The sequence below is a fragment of the Pseudarthrobacter sp. MDT3-1 genome (assembly GCF_054510755.1).
Genome location: NZ_JBTNDX010000004.1, coordinates 25439 through 39724 on the forward strand (window position 1 = coordinate 25439; position 14286 = coordinate 39724).

14 protein-coding genes are annotated in these 14286 nt (G+C 62.9%); 12 read left to right on the forward strand and 2 right to left on the reverse strand.

Annotation, left to right across the window (positions count from 1 at the left end; genetic code table 11):
• Positions 1–134 precede the first annotated feature (134 nt).
• Both ACX80X_RS04010 and ACX80X_RS04015 read right to left on the reverse strand, forming a co-directional pair.
• Positions 135–1364, reverse strand: a complete 1230-nt coding sequence (locus ACX80X_RS04010) for an acyl-CoA dehydrogenase family protein (protein WP_252614857.1) — start codon at positions 1362–1364, stop codon at positions 135–137.
• Positions 1365–1493: 129 nt separating this feature from the next.
• Positions 1494–2396, reverse strand: coding sequence for a LysR substrate-binding domain-containing protein (locus ACX80X_RS04015; RefSeq protein WP_252614855.1), 903 nt, complete (start codon positions 2394–2396; stop codon positions 1494–1496).
• A gap of 206 nt (positions 2397–2602) precedes the next feature.
• Here ACX80X_RS04015 and ACX80X_RS04020 point away from each other — a divergent pair, with 206 nt between their 5' ends.
• From ACX80X_RS04020 to ACX80X_RS04075, 12 genes are all read left to right on the forward strand, one after another.
• Complete coding sequence (locus tag ACX80X_RS04020) at positions 2603–3811, forward strand: CaiB/BaiF CoA transferase family protein (RefSeq protein WP_252608251.1); 1209 nt, start codon at positions 2603–2605, stop codon at positions 3809–3811.
• Entirely contained in the window at positions 3804–4217 is a 414-nt protein-coding gene (locus ACX80X_RS04025) for an acyl-CoA thioesterase (protein WP_252608250.1), read from the forward strand. Before ACX80X_RS04020 ends, ACX80X_RS04025 begins: the two co-directional genes overlap by 8 nt.
• A 69-nt stretch (positions 4218–4286) precedes the next feature.
• The gene (locus ACX80X_RS04030; RefSeq protein ID WP_308293015.1) at positions 4287–5480 is read left to right on the forward strand and encodes an acyl-CoA dehydrogenase family protein; all 1194 of its coding nucleotides are present in this window, start codon (positions 4287–4289) and stop codon (positions 5478–5480) included.
• Between the two features lie 64 nt (positions 5481–5544).
• On the forward strand, positions 5545–6321 hold the full coding sequence (fabG, locus tag ACX80X_RS04035) for a 3-oxoacyl-ACP reductase FabG (RefSeq protein ID WP_252608249.1): 777 nt from the start codon (positions 5545–5547) through the stop codon (positions 6319–6321).
• Positions 6321–7505 (forward strand): thiolase family protein, encoded by a 1185-nt coding sequence (locus tag ACX80X_RS04040; RefSeq protein ID WP_252608248.1) that lies wholly within the window; start codon positions 6321–6323, stop codon positions 7503–7505. Before fabG ends, ACX80X_RS04040 begins: the two co-directional genes overlap by 1 nt.
• Before the next feature lie 247 nt (positions 7506–7752).
• Entirely contained in the window at positions 7753–8730 is a 978-nt protein-coding gene (locus ACX80X_RS04045; RefSeq protein ID WP_459311273.1) for a tripartite tricarboxylate transporter substrate binding protein, read from the forward strand.
• A 22-nt stretch (positions 8731–8752) separates the two neighbouring features.
• The gene (locus ACX80X_RS04050) at positions 8753–9286 is read left to right on the forward strand and encodes a tripartite tricarboxylate transporter TctB family protein (protein WP_252608245.1); all 534 of its coding nucleotides are present in this window, start codon (positions 8753–8755) and stop codon (positions 9284–9286) included.
• Between the two features lies 1 nt (position 9287).
• Complete coding sequence (locus ACX80X_RS04055) at positions 9288–10874, forward strand: tripartite tricarboxylate transporter permease (RefSeq protein ID WP_459311275.1); 1587 nt, start codon at positions 9288–9290, stop codon at positions 10872–10874.
• Positions 10871–11860 carry a tripartite tricarboxylate transporter substrate binding protein gene (locus tag ACX80X_RS04060; protein WP_252614849.1) on the forward strand — a complete coding sequence of 330 codons (990 nt, stop codon included), beginning with the start codon at positions 10871–10873 and terminating at the stop codon, positions 11858–11860. Before ACX80X_RS04055 ends, ACX80X_RS04060 begins: the two co-directional genes overlap by 4 nt.
• Positions 11861–11936: 76 nt before the next feature.
• Entirely contained in the window at positions 11937–12392 is a 456-nt protein-coding gene (locus ACX80X_RS04065) for a MaoC family dehydratase (protein ID WP_252614847.1), read from the forward strand.
• A gap of 11 nt (positions 12393–12403) precedes the next feature.
• Positions 12404–13324, forward strand: coding sequence for a CoA transferase subunit A (locus tag ACX80X_RS04070; RefSeq protein ID WP_252614846.1), 921 nt, complete (start codon positions 12404–12406; stop codon positions 13322–13324).
• Positions 13321–14166 carry a CoA-transferase subunit beta gene (locus ACX80X_RS04075; protein ID WP_459311278.1) on the forward strand — a complete coding sequence of 282 codons (846 nt, stop codon included), beginning with the start codon at positions 13321–13323 and terminating at the stop codon, positions 14164–14166. The genes ACX80X_RS04070 and ACX80X_RS04075 overlap by 4 nt, the downstream gene beginning before the upstream one ends.
• Positions 14167–14286: the final 120 nt, after the last annotated feature.

Consider the following 14286-nt stretch of genomic DNA (forward strand, 5'->3'; position numbering starts at 1 on the left):
AAAACCGTCCCGGACAACGATGTTTCGGTTGGGGGACGGCGGACCGGCCTCAGGCCGGGTCCTGTCTGATGAGGTGACAGTCATGTACCGCCGAGGCCGGCCAACGACTCCGCGGCGGCCGCGCAATCCTCTGCTCAGCGGAAAGCGGGAATGCCGGTGATGTGGTTACCCAGGATGAGGGTGTGGACCTCGTCGGTGCCTTCGTAGGTCCGGACAGACTCCAGGTTGTTGGCGTGGCGCAGGGGCGAATGGTCCAGTGTGATGCCGTTGCCGCCGAGGATGGCGCGGGCGTCGCGGCAAATCTTGATGGCTTCCCGGACGTTGTTGAGTTTGCCGACGGAGATCTGTACGGGCGCAAGGGTGCCAGCATCCTTGAGCCGGCCGGTGTGGATCGCCAGCAGCGTGCCCTTCTGGATTTCCAGCAGCATGTTCACCAACTTTTGCTGCGTGATCTGGTAGGCGGCCAGCGGTTTGTCGAACTGCATCCGCTCCAGTGAGTAGTCCAGGGCCTGCTCGTAGCTGTCCCGGGCAGCACCCATGGCACCCCAGATGATGCCGTAGCGGGCTTCATTCAGGCAGGAGAACGGGCCGCGGAGGCCCTCGGCGCCTGGCAATCTGGCGGTGTCATCCACTGTGACGTTCTCGAGGGTGATGTCGCACTGGATCGATGCGCGCATGGAGAGCTTTGGCTCTATCGGTGTGGCGGTGAAACCGGGAGCGTCGGTGGGAACCAGGAATCCGCGGACGCCGTCCTCCGTGGCGGCCCAGATGACTGCGATCTGCGCGACGGAGGCCAAACCGATCCACCGTTTCGCGCCGCTAATAACCCACTGGTTGCCGTCGCGGCGGGCAAAGGTCTGCATGCTGGAAGGATCCGAGCCTGCCGTGGGCTCGGTGAGGCCAAAGCAGCCGATAATTTCACCCTTCGCCATGCCGGGCAAATACTGGTTCTTCTGATCCTCCGAACCCCATTTGTGGATAGCGCTCATCGCCAAGGAGCCCTGGACCGAGACGAACGTCCGCAGCCCGGAGTCTCCGGCTTCCAGTTCCATCGCCGCTAAACCGTATTCGACTGCGGACCGGCCCGGGCAGCCGTAACCCTTCAGATGCATTCCCAAGAGCCCGAGGGCACCCATCTCTCGCGAAATTTCCACAGGGAAGTGCGCAGCTTCGTACCAGTCCTTGATGTTCGGCTTGATGCGTTCGCGCACGAACCGGCGGACTGTGTCCCGTAGCTGCAGCTCGTCACTGCTGAGCAGCCCCCGCAGGTCCAGCACGTCCGAGCGGATCTCGTCGGCGGGGCCGGCAGCGGTGGAAATAGTCCGCAGTTCCGGTTCGGACAGGGTTTCTGGTGTGACGCTCATCTTTGATCCTCCGACAGTGACGGCCTGAAGGGCGTCGGTTTGCGTTCGCCCCGTTCACTCTGACAGCAATTTATGCTCGGAGCCAATACCAAATGACGGCGCTATTGATCCGTCTGGCGCATTAGTTTCTCATGCGAGTTCGGGCGTTGGCAGCGCTATTTCAGAGAGCCTCAGGACCTCACGGAGGGCGGGGCTGGTGTTGTCCTTGCGCCAAATTATCCGCAGCAAGACGGGGTCCACGGGGTCCTCCAGGGGCAGGAACAACACGCCCGGATAGTGAATATTCTCCGCAACGGAAGATACGGTCATCGCCACCCCGATTTCCGCAGCCACCAGTGAGACCAGCGTCAGTGAATCCGGGGCTACCTGCACAATCGATGGCAGGAATCCGGCATCGCTGGCGAGCTTGAGGAGGTGGTCGCGCAGGACGGCGCCGGGGTCCGCGGGCAGGGTCACGAATGGCTCACCATCCAAGTCAGCCATCCGCACGGACGCTCGCCCCGCCAGCGGGTGGCCGGCGTGCACGGCTATGACGAGTTTTTCATTGGCAATGACCCGCGAGCTGAGGGCGGCCGGTATGAAATTCCACCGTCCCAGACCGATTTCCATGGCACCGTTGGCGACTTTGTCCAGGGCCGGGATGGCGAAATTCGAGCTGTACAGCTCGAAGTCGATGCCCGGGTGTGTCTTGCGGACAAGCTTGGCCAGCTTGCCGACCATGACGTGCGACGACGCTCCGGCGAAAGCGACCCTCACGCGTCCGGTCTCGCCCTTGCCGGCATTGGTCACCATGGTCCTGGCTCGCCGGCAGGCATCGAGAATATCCGTCGCCGGCTGGATCAGGGCCTCGCCTGCCGGGGTCAGCCGCACAGAGCGTGTGCTGCGCTCAAAGAGGGCGGCGCCGAGCTCCCGTTCCAGATTCTGAACGGCACGGCTGACCGGAGGCTGGGCCATATGCATCTGCTGGGCGGCCCGCCCGAAATGCAGTTCCTGGGCAACGGCCAGGAACGCGCGGATCTGTTGAATCTCCATAGGGGCAAATTATGCGTCAGACAGATAGAAGCGTCAAACGCTAAGAGCGTTTCAGCATCAATGTTCTTCGCCGGGCCTGCGAAAGGATGGCTCGACAAGGATGTTTATTGCGCTTTGGGCATCAAACAGGGCCGGAATACGTATTGGACGCGACGTAATGGGTTTGGGACAGTGGGTGATGTGGAGCACAAACCGGAAGGCATGACATGAATCGAACTGACGCTGCATCAAGGCTGAACCAGGCTTTCGGCCGCTCCGGCAGCGGGCCGCTGAGCGGTCTGGTGGTTGCGGACTTCACCCGCGTCCTCGCCGGGCCCTATTGCACCATGTTGCTGGCGGACATGGGGGCTACGGTGATTAAAGTCGAGAGCCCGCACGGCGATGACACCCGCGGCTGGAAGCCGCCCGTCCGTGAAGACGAAGCCACGTTCTATCTGTCGGTCAACCGCAACAAGCATTCGATTGTGCTGGACCTCAAGGACGAGTCAGACCTTGAAGTCGCCCATGAACTGGCCGCCAAGGCAGATGTCCTCGTGGAGAACTTCAAGCCTGGTGGACTGGATCAGTTCAAGCTGGACTACGACTGCGTTTCCGCGGTGAACCCGGATGTCATCTACGCGTCCATTACCGGCTTCGGCACCGCCGGTGGCGCAGGCTTGCCGGGCTATGATCTGTTGGTCCAGGCGGTGTCCGGAATGATGAACCTCACCGGCGGGCAGGACACCGAGCCATACCGCGCCGGACTGGCCATATTCGACGTGATCACCGGCCTGCATGCCAGCATCGGCATCCTGGGGGCACTCCACCACAAGGACAATACCGGCCAAGGGCAGCGTGTTGAGCTGAACCTGCTCTCGTCGGCCCTGTCAGGAATGGTTAATCAGTCCGCGGCGTACGTCACCGGCGGGGTGGTACCCACCCGCATGGGCAACGAGCATCCAAGCCTGTACCCCTATGAGCCGATGCCTACGGGCGACGGAATGCTGATCGTGGTGGCCGGAAACAACGGCCAGTTCACCAAACTCTGCGATGCTCTGGGCATTCCCGAAATTGCCGCCGATCCGCGCTTCGGCAACCCGCAGGAGCGCAACGCCAACCGTGAGCAGTTGCGGCCCATTCTCCAAGACCGCCTGGCCGCGCGTTCCGCGGCGGAGTGGTTTGAACACCTCTCCGCATTAGGCCTGCCATGCGCTCCCATCCAGGACGTCAGGGGTGGCATTGAACTTGCCCGGAAGCTGGGGCTGGAACCGGTCGTCATGGCTGGAAACGGCGAACGCCGGATTCCCTCCGTGCGCCACCCGGTTGCCTTCTCCCAAACCCCGGTCAGTTATGAACTGGCTCCGCCGGAACTCAATGCCAGCTCCGACTTGGTCCGCACCTGGCTGGCCGCCAAGGAGGTGCGGCTCGTTGGCTGAGGAATTCCGCGCACAGGTGTTAGTCCGCTGGTCCGATCAGGACATCAACGGCCATGTGAACAATGCGCGCGTGGCAACGCTGCTGGAAGAGGCCCGGATTCAGTGGCGGCGCCACGCGGCCTCCGCGGCCGCTGCCGCGGAGACAGCCACGCTGGTGGCGTCCCTGACGCTGCACTACCGCCGGCCCATCGAGTTTGGCCAGGATGTCGACGTGCACATCTGGGTGGTCCGCATCGGGGCCAGGTCCTACACCATGGGCTACGCCGGATACCAGGAAGGGAATCTGGTCCTGGACGCCTCAACGGTCATGGTTTCGCTCGACGACGCGACCGGGAGGGCCCGCGCGCTGAACGCCGGGGAAAGAGACTACCTGGAGCGCTATCTACGCACCGAAGTGCCGGTCTGAGCGCCACCCAAACAACAACCGGACGAACACTACCGGCGAGCCCGGCTGTCCAGAAACAAAGGAAAAACTGTGGTTACAGAAGAGATCAACAGCGACTACTTCATGGTCGATGACTTCCTCTCCGAAGACGAACGGATCATCCGGAAGAAGGTCCGTAATTTTGTCGAAACCGACCTTCTGCCGGTCATCAATGACTATTGGGACCGGGCGGAGTTTCCGTTCGTCCTCGTCCCCAAGATCGCGGCACTCGGCATCGTCGGCACCACCATCGAAGGCTACGGCTGCCCCGGCATGAGCCGCCTCGCTGCCGGAATGGTGGCCATGGAGATGGCCCGGGGCGACGGCTCCATCAACACCTTCATCGGGGTCCAGTCCGGCCTGGCGATGGGCACCATCAATACGCTCGGCAGCGACGAGCAGAAGCAGCGGTGGCTTCCCGGGATGGCAAGGCTGGAAAAGATCGGGGCCTTTGGACTCACCGAGCCGGACCACGGCTCGGACTCCGTGAGGCTGGAAACGAGCGCGCGCCGGGACGGTGACCACTACATCCTGAATGGGCGCAAACGCTGGATCGGCAACGCGAGCTTCGCCGACGTCGTCGTGCTCTGGGCCCGGGATGAGGCGGACGGCAAGGTCAAGGCGTTCATTCTGGAAAAAAACAGCGACGGTACCTACCCGGCGGGCTACCAGGCCGAGGTGATCACCGGCAAGATCGGCAAAAGGGCGATCCTGCAGCCCGATATCACTATCGAAAACCTGCGGATTCCGGCGGAGAACAAGCTCGTCGAGGCGAACTCCTTCCGCGATGTCACCCGAGTGCTCACCGCGACCCGCGGCGGTGCTTCCTGGGAATCAGTGGGCCACGGGATCGCCGCTTACGAGGCCGCAGTGAAATACGCGAAGGAACGCGTGCAGTTCGGCAAGCCTATTGCCAGTTATCAGCTGGTGCAGAACAAGCTCGCCAACATGCTGGCCGAGTTGACCGCCATGCAGCTGATCTGCTTTCGGCTGGCCGCGCTCGCCGACCAGGGGAAGATGACCGGCCCGATGGCGTCCCTGGCCAAGATGCACACCGCTCAGAAGGCGCGCTGGATCTGCCAGGAAGCCCGCGACATCCTGGGCGGCAACGGGCTGCTGCTGGAGAACCATGTGGCGCGCCATATGACCGATATGGAAGTCGTCCACACCTACGAGGGAACGGACTCCATCCAGTCGCTGCTGATCGGCCGCGACATCACCGGGATCTCCGCATTCTCCGGATGACGCCGCACCCCTGTTGCAAAGACCAAGCCAATCGAAACGTAAAGCAAACCAAGAGGGAGAGCCAATGAACAGGCTGAAAAACAAGACTGCCATCGTCACCGGCGGCGCGCAGGGCATCGGCGCTGCCACGGCCCTCCGGCTGGCCGCGGAGGGCGCAACAGTTGCCATCCTGGACTTGAATGCCGAGAGGGCAGCGGCCACGGCCGCCGGGATCAGCTCAAACGCCGCCGTCGTGGCGGCCGGAGGTTCGGCAGTCAGCGCCGTCTGCGATGTCACCAGCGAGGAACAGGTTGCCGAGGTCTTTGAGCGGATCTTCACCGATCACGGATGCGTCGACATCCTGGTCAACAACGCAGGCATCACCCGGGACAACATGTTGTTCAAAATGGACCGTCCGGACTGGGATTCCGTCCTGGCCACGAACCTGACCAGCGCCTACCTCTGCGCCAAGGCCGCGCAGAAGTTCATGGTGCCGGCCCGGTACGGAAAGATTGTCAGCCTGAGCAGCCGCTCCGCGCTCGGCAACCGCGGGCAGGCTAACTATGCTGCCGCCAAAGCGGGGATCCAGGGACTCACCGCCACGCTGGCACTGGAACTGGGTCCGTTCAATATCAACGTCAACGCCGTGGCACCTGGTTACATCGCCACGGCCATGACTGCCGCGACTGCTGGACGGGTCGGCAGCACGCCGGAGGAGCACCAGAAATCCGTGGCCGAACGCACTCCGTTGGGTCGGGTCGGGGAGCCGGAGGAAGTGGCCGCCGCCATTGCGTTCTTCGCCAGCGATGATTCCTCATATGTCTCCGGGCAGACGCTCTATATCAATGGAGGAGCACGTTGATGGCTGAAGCATTCCTGGTGGGCGGGGTGCGCACCCCGGTCGGGCGCTACGGTGGCTCACTGTCCGGTGTCCGGCCGGATGACCTGGCGGCGCTCGTTCTCGGCGAAGCTGTCCGGCGGGCAGGAATCGAGGCTGCCGACGTCGATGAGGTCATCCTGGGCAACACCAACCAGGCGGGAGAGGACAACCGCAATGTGGCGCGGATGGCATCCCTGCTCGCAGGGTTCCCTGACAGTGTCCCGGGGATGACCGTGAACCGGCTCTGCGCCTCCGGACTCAGCGCCATCATCATCGCATCGCAGATGATCAAGTCAGGTGCGGCGGATATTGTGGTGGCCGGCGGAGTGGAATCCATGTCCCGGGCCCCCTGGGTGCTGGCGAAGCCCGAAAAGGCATTCGGACGCCCGGGCGAAATAGCCGATACCTCCATCGGTTCACGCTTCTTAAATCCGAAGTTCCATGAACGCCCCAAATCCACCTTTTCAATGCCCGAAACGGCAGAGGAGCTGGCGCGTGTGGATGGTATCTCCCGGGAGGATGCAGATGCTTTCGCGTTCCGTTCGCATCAACGGGCCCTGGCTGCTGTGGACGAAGGCCGCTTCCTGGCGGAGATCGTTCCGGTGGAGACCAAGAGGGGAGCCGTCAAGGAGGACGAGGGCCCCCGACGGGAAACGACCCTCGAAGCGCTGGCGGGTCTGCGCTCGGTGGTGCGCCCCGGCGGCGTCGTGACCGCCGGAAACTCCAGTTCGCTCAACGATGGTGCCTCCGCCGTCGTCGTTGCCAGCGGACGTGCCGTCGAGCGGCTGAACCTTCACGCGCGGGCACGAATCGTCGATGGCGCCTCCGCGGGTGTGCCGCCGGAGATCATGGGCATCGGCCCGGTGCCGGCCACGCTCAAGGTGCTCGGGCGGGCCGGCTGGTCACTCGATGACGTGGGTGCGATCGAGCTCAATGAGGCCTTCGCGGTGCAGGCATTGGCCTGCATGCGCAGGCTGGGAATGAACGAGGAGATCGTGAACCGGGACGGCGGCGCAATCGCGCTCGGCCACCCCCTTGGTTCCTCCGGTGCACGAATCGCCGTTACTCTGCTGGGCAGGATGGAGCGCGAAGGCGCGGCCAGGGGCCTGGCAACCATGTGCGTGGGGCTCGGGCAAGGTACCGCGATGTTGCTCGAAAGAGTTTGACGCGGATTTTTCGCTGAAATCGCGGAATAAAGCCGACGACGGGTGACTTTGCAGCGCCGGTTGTCGCCGCGACAATCCGCCTGGCGATTGATGCTCACAACACATCAATCGGCGTCCCATTTGGTATTGGATTCGAATGGGACACTCTGCGAGAGTGATCTAGCTAACACAGCAGCAACCAAAACAACGTGCAAAACCACCACCAACCCAAACGACGATGAGGTCCGTGTTGAAAAAGCGAAGCGAAATGCATTTGAAGGTCTCTGTGGGCCTCGTGGGGCTCTGCCTGGCTCTTGTGGGCTGCGGAGGCGGCGGGGCAGCCAGTGCCAAGGAGGGCGGAACGGACTACCCAAAAAAGCCCGTACGCTTCCTGGTCCCCTTCGCCGCCGGCGGCCCCTCGTCGTTGACGGCCCTGGCTTACGCGTCCTGCCTCGAAGGCAGCCTCGGCCAGCCTGTCCTGGTTGAGAACAAGCCTGGCGGCAGCGGCGCGGTAGCCATGCAGGAGTTGGCCAGCGCCAAGCCGGACGGCCACACGCTCGGGCTCGGCACCAACGGCCCGCTGGTTATGAACCCGATCGTCAATGAGTTGGGCTACAGCCTTGCTGACTTCACCTCGGTCGGAGTCATGGCCGAGATGCCCACGGTGCTCGTGGTCGGTGCTGATTCGCCGTATGCCAATGCGCAGGAATTTTTCGCGGCGGCCAAGGCCACTCCCGGAAAGTTCAGCGTCGCGGTTCCCGGGGCGACAACCTCCGCGGCGGTCGAGCTGAAGCGGCTGAAGGACGAATACGGCATCGAGGTCACGGCAGTTCCGACCGCCGGCAACGCGGAAATGACCACGAACCTGCTCGGCGGCCATGTCGACGCACTGTTCATTACGGACCATTCCGACGTTGCGGCGCGGATCGAGGACGGTTCCTTTAAGCCGCTTGCAATCAGCAGCCCGGAACGCGCCGCCTGGTACCCCCAGGTTCCGACGCTGGCCGAAGTTGGATTCAAGGAACTGGTCAACGCCGTTTCGGTGTTCGGCGTCATCGGTCCCAAGGGCATGCCGGCGGCCGTTCTCTCCAAGCTCGAGGCGGAGCTTGAAACGTGCGCCGCTGATCCGGCCATTGTCGAGCAGATCGGCGACCGGTTTGTACCCGACGAGTTCGACGGGTCGGAGGAGCTGCAGACTGCGTTCACCGCAATGCAGGACCTCTACAAACCGATCCTAGGGCAGTAGCAAATCAGCAATGGGCATGGATATGACGAAGCTCGCTCTTGGACCTGCGGAACTGGAGTATGACCGCCCGCCGGCAGGAAAGAATGACCGGCCAGGGCATCAGCAGCGCCGCCTTGTTCCGCTTGTCCTGGTCGCGGCCGGCGTCTCGGCCGTGATCGGTTCGTGGCGGCTCTCGCTGGGAGAACTGAACAGCCCCGGCCCCGGCCTGTGGCCGTTTATCGTTTCGATAGCGGTGACTATCACCGCGGCCATCCTCACACTCGTTCCGGACTCGGCGGTTCCCGAAACCTGGACCCGACGGACGGCGGGTATTGCAGGCGGTGTGGGCAGCCTGTGCGTGTTTGTAGTGCTTTTTGAGTCCATCGGCTTCCTGATTCCGGCATTTTTGATGCTAATGCTCTGGCTGCGGGCCTTCGGCCGTGAGCCGTGGCGCTGGACCATACCACTTGCCGTCGGAGGCGCCGTCGTGCTGCACGTTATCTTTGCGGGCCTGCTCGGTGTTCCGTTTCCGGACGACATCGTAGTCACCACCCTGCCCCGGACGATCGGATTCTGATATGGACGCCCTGAACAACCTGGGCCAGGGCTTCTCTGTAGCCTTCGACCCGATGAACCTGCTGTTCGTCTTCATCGGCGTGGTCATCGGAACCGCCATCGGCGTTTTGCCGGGGCTGGGTCCGACCGCCACCATCGCGCTCCTGCTGCCGATCACCTACACGATGGATCCGGCCGGGGCGGTGATCATGCTGGCCGGTATCTACTACGGCTCCATGTACGGCGGCACGATTACCTCGGTACTGCTGCGTCTTCCCGGCGAGGCCGCCTCGGTGGTTACCACCTTTGACGGTTATCAAATGACCAAGCAGGGCAGGGCCGGGACAGCGCTGGGCATTTCCGCGATCGGATCCTTCATCGGCGGTACGGTAGCCATTGTCGGCCTGACCTTCCTGGCCCCGCTGCTTTCCAAGGTAGCCGTCGCGGTCGGCCCGGCCGGCTACGTCGCCATCATGATTCTGGGACTCTTCCTGGTGACCTCCCTCGGCACCGGTTCAACGGTCAAGAGCCTGTTCATGGCAGGAGTCGGCCTCCTGCTCTCGACCGTGGGCCAGGACCCCGTTACCGGAACCGCACGCTTCACATTCGGCCAGACGTCGCTGCTGGGCGGGTTGGATTTCGTCGCTATCGCCATGGGACTTTTCGGCGTAGGAGAACTGCTCCACAGCCTCGAGCGGAGCGAAAAGGGCCAGGCCGTCACCACCAAAATCAAAAATATCTGGCCCTCCCGCAAAGACTTCAAGGATTCCTCCGGCGCCATAGCCCGTGGTTCCGTGCTGGGCTTCTTCATCGGCGTCCTGCCCGGCGGCGGCGGCGTCATCTCATCGCTCGCGTCCTATGCCATGGAGAAACGCCGCGCCAAGGATCCCAGCAGGTTCGGCAAGGGGGCCATCGAGGGTGTCGCCGGTCCCGAGACAGCGAATAACGCATCGTCGACCTCGGCATTCATTCCGCTGCTCGTTTTAGGCATCCCGTCCAACGTGGTGCTGGCCTTGATCTACGGAGCGCTCCTGCTGCACGGCATCACCCCGGGGCCGCAGCTGATCAATGACCATCCAAATGTCTTCTGGGGTGTCGTGGCGTCAATGTACATCGGCAATCTGATGCTGATCATCCTCAACATTCCCCTGGTCGGAGTCTTTATCCAGATGCTCCGTGTACGGGCGGGGATCCTTTCGACCTTCGCGCTGCTGGTGGTCATGGTCGGCGTCTTCTCCATCAACAACAACCCGTTCGACATGTGGGTGGTGTTGGTGTTCGGGGTTCTTGGCTGGGTCATGATCAAGGCACACTTTGACCCCGGCCCGCTGGTGCTGGCGTTCATCCTGGGTCCGATCCTGGAGAAATCCTTCCGCCAGACGATGCTGATCTCCGAAGGCAGCTTCGGCATTTTCGCCTCGGATCCGGTGTCCGCGGCGATCTTTATCCTGATCGGGCTGTTCATTTTGTACGGATTCATCACCCGCAGCCGGCGGCGGCAGGGCACGCGCCGCGCAGCCGCTGCAGGCCCGGAAGAGAGCAATACGCTCGTCCACGCTCCCGCCGCGCTATCAAATTCAATTCGACAGAAAGACAAGGGAGCACCTTGAAGAACGCATTACGCCTCCAAATAACCGCCGGGCTTGCCTTGGCATCCCTGGCCTTGGCATCATGCGGGGCGAACGGTTCCGGCACCGCCCGGAACGCCGGATCCGACTACCCTGCGAAGCCGGTCACCATCCTCATGCCCTATGCCGCCGGCGGACCTTCGGATCTTACCGCCCGTTCGGTTGCAGCCTGTTTGGGGGACAGCCTCGGGGAGGCCTTCGTCGTCGAAAACAAGCCCGGCGGCAGCGGCGCCGTGGCGATGCAGGAGCTGGCGAGCGCTAAACCCGACGGCCAGACCCTGGCGCTCGGTACTACCGGCACGCTCGTCATGGCCCCTCTGGTCAACTCGCTGAGCTACAGTCTTGCGGACGTTGAACCCATCGGTGTGATGGCCGATAATCCGACCCTGATCGTCGTCGGAACGGACTCCCCGTATAAGGACGCAGCAGAGCTCTTCGAAGCGGCCAGGGCGGATCCCGGAGCAATCACGATGGGGGTTCCGGGCGCTACGAGTCCAGCAGCCATCGAACTGCAGCGGCTGAAAAATGACTACGGCGTTGAGGTCACCGCCGTACCAGCCTCGGGCAACGCGGAAATGACCACCAATCTGTTGGGCGGGCATGTGGATGCGCTTTTCATCAATGACCATCCGGACGTCCAGGCACGGATCGCCGACGGGTCCTTCCTTCCGTTTGCCGCCACCACCCCTGAACGGCTTGGCTGGCTCCCCGACATACCGACGTTGGCCGAACTGGGGTTCCCGGACCTGGTGAATGCAACGTCGATTTACGGCTTGTTCGGTCCCAAGGGCCTCCCGGACGCCGTCGTTTCCACACTGGAACGCGAACTCGAAACGTGCCTCGGTGATCCGAAGGTCGTTGCGCAGATCGGAAAGAACTTTGTGCCGAAGAAATTTATTGGTGCCGACGAGCTGGGCGCCAACTTTGCGCAGATCAAGGCGCTTTATGAACCGATCCTTGGCCGGTGAACCGGCGACTGGGCCGCAGTAGCTTTCGGTCACGTTCAGGCCAACAAATCCGCAACAAATCAAATGGGAGATTTTCATGGTGAGGGAACTACATGGCCTATCTGACCTCGAGCCGCTCATCGGCGCAGAACTGGGTGTGAGCGGGTGGCACAGTGTCCAGCAGGACCGGATTCAAGGTTTTGCCGATGTGACCGGTGACCATCAGTGGATCCACGTCGATCCGGAGAGAGCGGCAACCGGGCCGTTTAGGCGTCCTGTCGCCCATGGCTATCTGACCCTGTCGATGATCCCGTTCTTTGCAAAAGAGGTTTACCAGGTAAACGGACTGAAGATGATCGTCAACTACGGGCTGAACAAGGTCCGTTTCCCCAGCCCTGTCCCGGTGGGTTCCCGGGTCCGCAGCCGCCTCACACTCGTCTCCGTGACGCCAGGCGCCCAAGGAAGCCAGGTGGTGATCCGTCACGAGATTGAGCTTGAGCACGGGATCAGACCAGCCTGTGTGGCCGAAACAGTTTCCTTGATGGTCGGCTGAGGGGGGACAGCATGGCGGTGGACAAGAGTGCAACCCTTAGCGAGGCCGTGGCGGAACACGTCCGGGACGGCCAGACCGTGGCAATCGAGGGATTCGGGCACCTGGTTCCGGTGGCGGCGGCCCACGAAATAATCCGGCAGGGGTTCCGTGACCTGACGCTGGCCAGGATGACCGGGGACGTGCTGATCGATCAACTCCTGGCGGCCGACTGCCTGAGGGGGGTCATCAGCTCCTTTGTAGGCAACAGTTCGGCGGGTTCACTCCACGAACTGCGGCGGCGGGTGGAGAACTCGGACCCGGCTCCGCTGGACCTTGAGGAATACAGCCATGGGGGCATGGTTTGCCGGTACCTTGCGGGCGCCTCGAAGCTTCCCTTTTATCCGATCAACTCCTACCGGGGGAGCGATCTGGTGGCGCTGAACGGGCGGATCCGATCCGTCACGGATCCATACGGCGGGGAGGAGATCCACGTGGTCCCGGCACTTAATCCCGACGTGACGATCATTCACGCGCAGCGGGCCGACACGGCGGGCAACATCCAGGCCTGGGGCATTCTCGGGGTGCAGGCCGAAGCTGCGTTCGCCGCCAGGAAGGTCATCGTTACCGTTGAGGAAATAGTCGACGACGCCGTCATCCGCTCGGATCCGAACCGCACCATCGTTCCATCCCACGCAGTCGACGCAGTGGTCCACTGTCCCCGTGGCGCGCATCCTCATTCGGTCCAGGGCTACTATGACCGCGACGACGGGTTCAGCCGCCGCTGGTCCGAGCTCGCCCGCGATCCGCAGCGGTTACGCGACTGGCTGCAGGAAAACATCCACGGCACCCGGGACCACGGGGAGTACATTGCCCGGCTCGGACCGGATTATTGGGATCGCTTGGAGGTCGAAGCGGCACTTTCCGTTCCGGTCAACTACGGAGGCCGTAAATGAACGTCACGAAATTACCGGATCCGCGGGAACAACCACCGGCCCGCTTCCCCGGCCGCCGGACGGAACCCTTGCCGCTGGAGGCGACCAGCAGCGAGCTGCTCACTACCCTGTCCGCCCGTGCCCTGGAAGGAAAGCATGTGGTGTTCGCCGGACACGGACTTCCCACCCTGGCAGTGTCCTTGGCGCAGCGGACCGTTTCTCCCGGCGTCGAAATAATCTATGAGTCAGGCGTTACCGGCGCGCAGCCGGCAGATCTGCCGCGGAGTATTTCGGATTCGGTCCTCGTCACCGGTGCGGCCGGGGTCCTGCCTATGGCGCAGCTGTTCAACTTCGTGCTGCAGGGACAGCGCGTGGACGTCGGATTCCTTGGTGCCGCCCAGGTGGACAAATTCGGCAGCCTGAACTCAAGCCTGATCGGTAAGGACTGGGACGCGCCGGTTACGAAACTACCCGGCTCCGGGGGCGCCATCGAAGCGATGGCCGGCGCCGGCAAGGTCTTCGTGGTGATGCGCCGGCACAATCCCCGATCCCTTGTGGAGGACCTCGACTTCTGCACCACGCCCGGACCTCGCCGGGCTGCGGCGGGACGCGGTGGTGTGATGCCCGCGGGCTTGGGCGTAACCACCGTCATTACGGATCTGGGCATCATGACGCGCCGGGGCATCGACGAAGAGCTTGTCCTTTCCGCTGTACATCCGGGTGTCGAGGTGGACGACGTCAGGGCAGCCACGGAGTGGGACCTGCAAGTCTCGGAGAACCTGGTCACCACCGTCCCGCCGACCGGCTGGGAGCTGGCCCTGCTGCGGGACGTGCTGGATCCGGAACGGGTATACCTGCGCTGAGCCTTGATTCGGTATACGCGACATTCCTGCACTGATATGGGCGGTGTCGCAGTTAACGCGGTGGGCAGGACGACATTGCGGGGCATGCGCCGCCCTGGACCTGCCACTGCCACTGCCACT

Bases quoted from the DNA above. Each gene is read 5' to 3' on its own strand.
- ACX80X_RS04010 (WP_252614857.1), bottom strand. From the start codon at position 1,364: ATGAGCGTCACACCAGAAACCCTGTCCGAACCGGAACTGCGGACTATT.
- ACX80X_RS04015 (WP_252614855.1), bottom strand. From the start codon at position 2,396: ATGGAGATTCAACAGATCCGCGCGTTCCTGGCCGTTGCCCAGGAACTG.
- ACX80X_RS04020 (WP_252608251.1), top strand. From the start codon at position 2,603: ATGAATCGAACTGACGCTGCATCAAGGCTGAACCAGGCTTTCGGCCGC.
- fabG (WP_252608249.1), top strand. From the start codon at position 5,545: ATGAACAGGCTGAAAAACAAGACTGCCATCGTCACCGGCGGCGCGCAG.
- ACX80X_RS04040 (WP_252608248.1), top strand. From the start codon at position 6,321: ATGGCTGAAGCATTCCTGGTGGGCGGGGTGCGCACCCCGGTCGGGCGC.
- ACX80X_RS04045 (WP_459311273.1), top strand. From the start codon at position 7,753: ATGCATTTGAAGGTCTCTGTGGGCCTCGTGGGGCTCTGCCTGGCTCTT.
- ACX80X_RS04050 (WP_252608245.1), top strand. From the start codon at position 8,753: ATGACGAAGCTCGCTCTTGGACCTGCGGAACTGGAGTATGACCGCCCG.
- ACX80X_RS04055 (WP_459311275.1), top strand. From the start codon at position 9,288: ATGGACGCCCTGAACAACCTGGGCCAGGGCTTCTCTGTAGCCTTCGAC.
- ACX80X_RS04065 (WP_252614847.1), top strand. From the start codon at position 11,937: ATGGTGAGGGAACTACATGGCCTATCTGACCTCGAGCCGCTCATCGGC.
- ACX80X_RS04070 (WP_252614846.1), top strand. From the start codon at position 12,404: ATGGCGGTGGACAAGAGTGCAACCCTTAGCGAGGCCGTGGCGGAACAC.
- ACX80X_RS04075 (WP_459311278.1), top strand. From the start codon at position 13,321: ATGAACGTCACGAAATTACCGGATCCGCGGGAACAACCACCGGCCCGC.